1 protein-coding gene and 1 pseudogene are annotated in these 1,151 nt (G+C 43.2%); both read left to right on the top strand.

All coding sequences use genetic code 11. The features are described from left to right. Positions 1-419 (top strand): annotated as a pseudogene (locus tag R7M72_RS25370) (acetate kinase); the annotation flags it as partial. 279 nt (positions 420-698) lie between these two features. After that, a partial coding sequence (locus R7M72_RS25365; protein ID WP_318056492.1) for a PAS domain-containing protein occupies positions 699-1,151 on the top strand: 453 nt, incomplete at its 3' end.

Genomic DNA, 1,151 nt, shown 5'->3' with positions numbered 1-1,151 from the left:
AAGAGAAAGTGTTCAACTCACTGAACAAAGCTTCTGGCTTCTTAGGTGTTTCTGGCCTAACAAGCGACGCACGCGGTATTTTGGAAGCAATGGAAGAAGGCCATGAAGGCGCTGCCCTTGCATTCCAAGTGTTCACATACCGTGTGTCTAAATACATCGCTTCTTACCTTGCTGCGCTTGATTCATTCGACGGCATCATCTTCACTGGCGGTATTGGCGAGAACTCTATGCCAATTCGTCGTGAAATTCTGAAAAACCTAAAACTGCTAGGTTTTGTTGAAGATGTGAAAGGTAACGAAGACGCTCGATTTGGTAACGCAGGTGTGATTGCTACATCTGAGTTGCTAGGTGCGAAAGCACTGGTTATTCCTACCAACGAAGAGTGGGTAATCGCTCAACAGTCGGTGGAACTGCTGTAAAACGGCAAAAACTTTGGGAACTAAGTCAAAGCTCTTTCCGTAAGGAAAGAGCTTTTTTTTGATCTATCACTTCACTTTCCTCATATAAGCGTCTTGCACGAAGCTGTTTGCGATTTTGTCGTTCCCATTGGGTAACAAATGTCCTCTCGTGATATTAATGTAATTAATTGTGAGCCAAGTCTAAATTCCAGTATACTGCTACCTGAGTAATATCGAGCTGTATAGATATAAATAATAAACCTTTGATTAATCAATAGATTGGTCGAGTAAGGGAAAGTAATGTTTTTTAATAAGTCGCTTCAACAAGAAAACCAACGATTAAAACAAGAGCTCTACAGCCTACAACAGATCCAGCAAAGCCTAGACGAAGAAATGTTAAGGCTGACGTTGGATGCGAAAGGCAACGTCACATCGGCAAACCAAAAGTTTTTGCAGCAACTTTCACTGTCAGATAAGGACATCTTGGCGAAGCATACTTCTGACCTTGTACCATCAAACGTTAGAAATACTGACCACTTTTACCGCATGAAACAGTCGGTTCAAGCAAAAGCATTCTGGAATGGCGCGTTTCAAATCACCAAGGGGGATGGTGAAGAAGCGTGGTTAAGAGTGGTTATTCAGCCTGTGCGAAACACAAGTGACCAGGTTGAGAGCTTTTTTGTGTTTGCCTCTGAACTGACTCGAACGATCACGACATCGCGCGAGTACGAAGACATGCTGAATGCGCTGAGC

The sequence above is a fragment of the Vibrio sp. YT-18 genome (assembly GCF_033337345.1).
Classification (GTDB): domain Bacteria; phylum Pseudomonadota; class Gammaproteobacteria; order Enterobacterales; family Vibrionaceae; genus Vibrio; species Vibrio alginolyticus.
The sequence above is the reverse complement of the archived record's forward strand: the minus strand, read 5'-3'. Positions and strand labels throughout refer to the sequence as shown.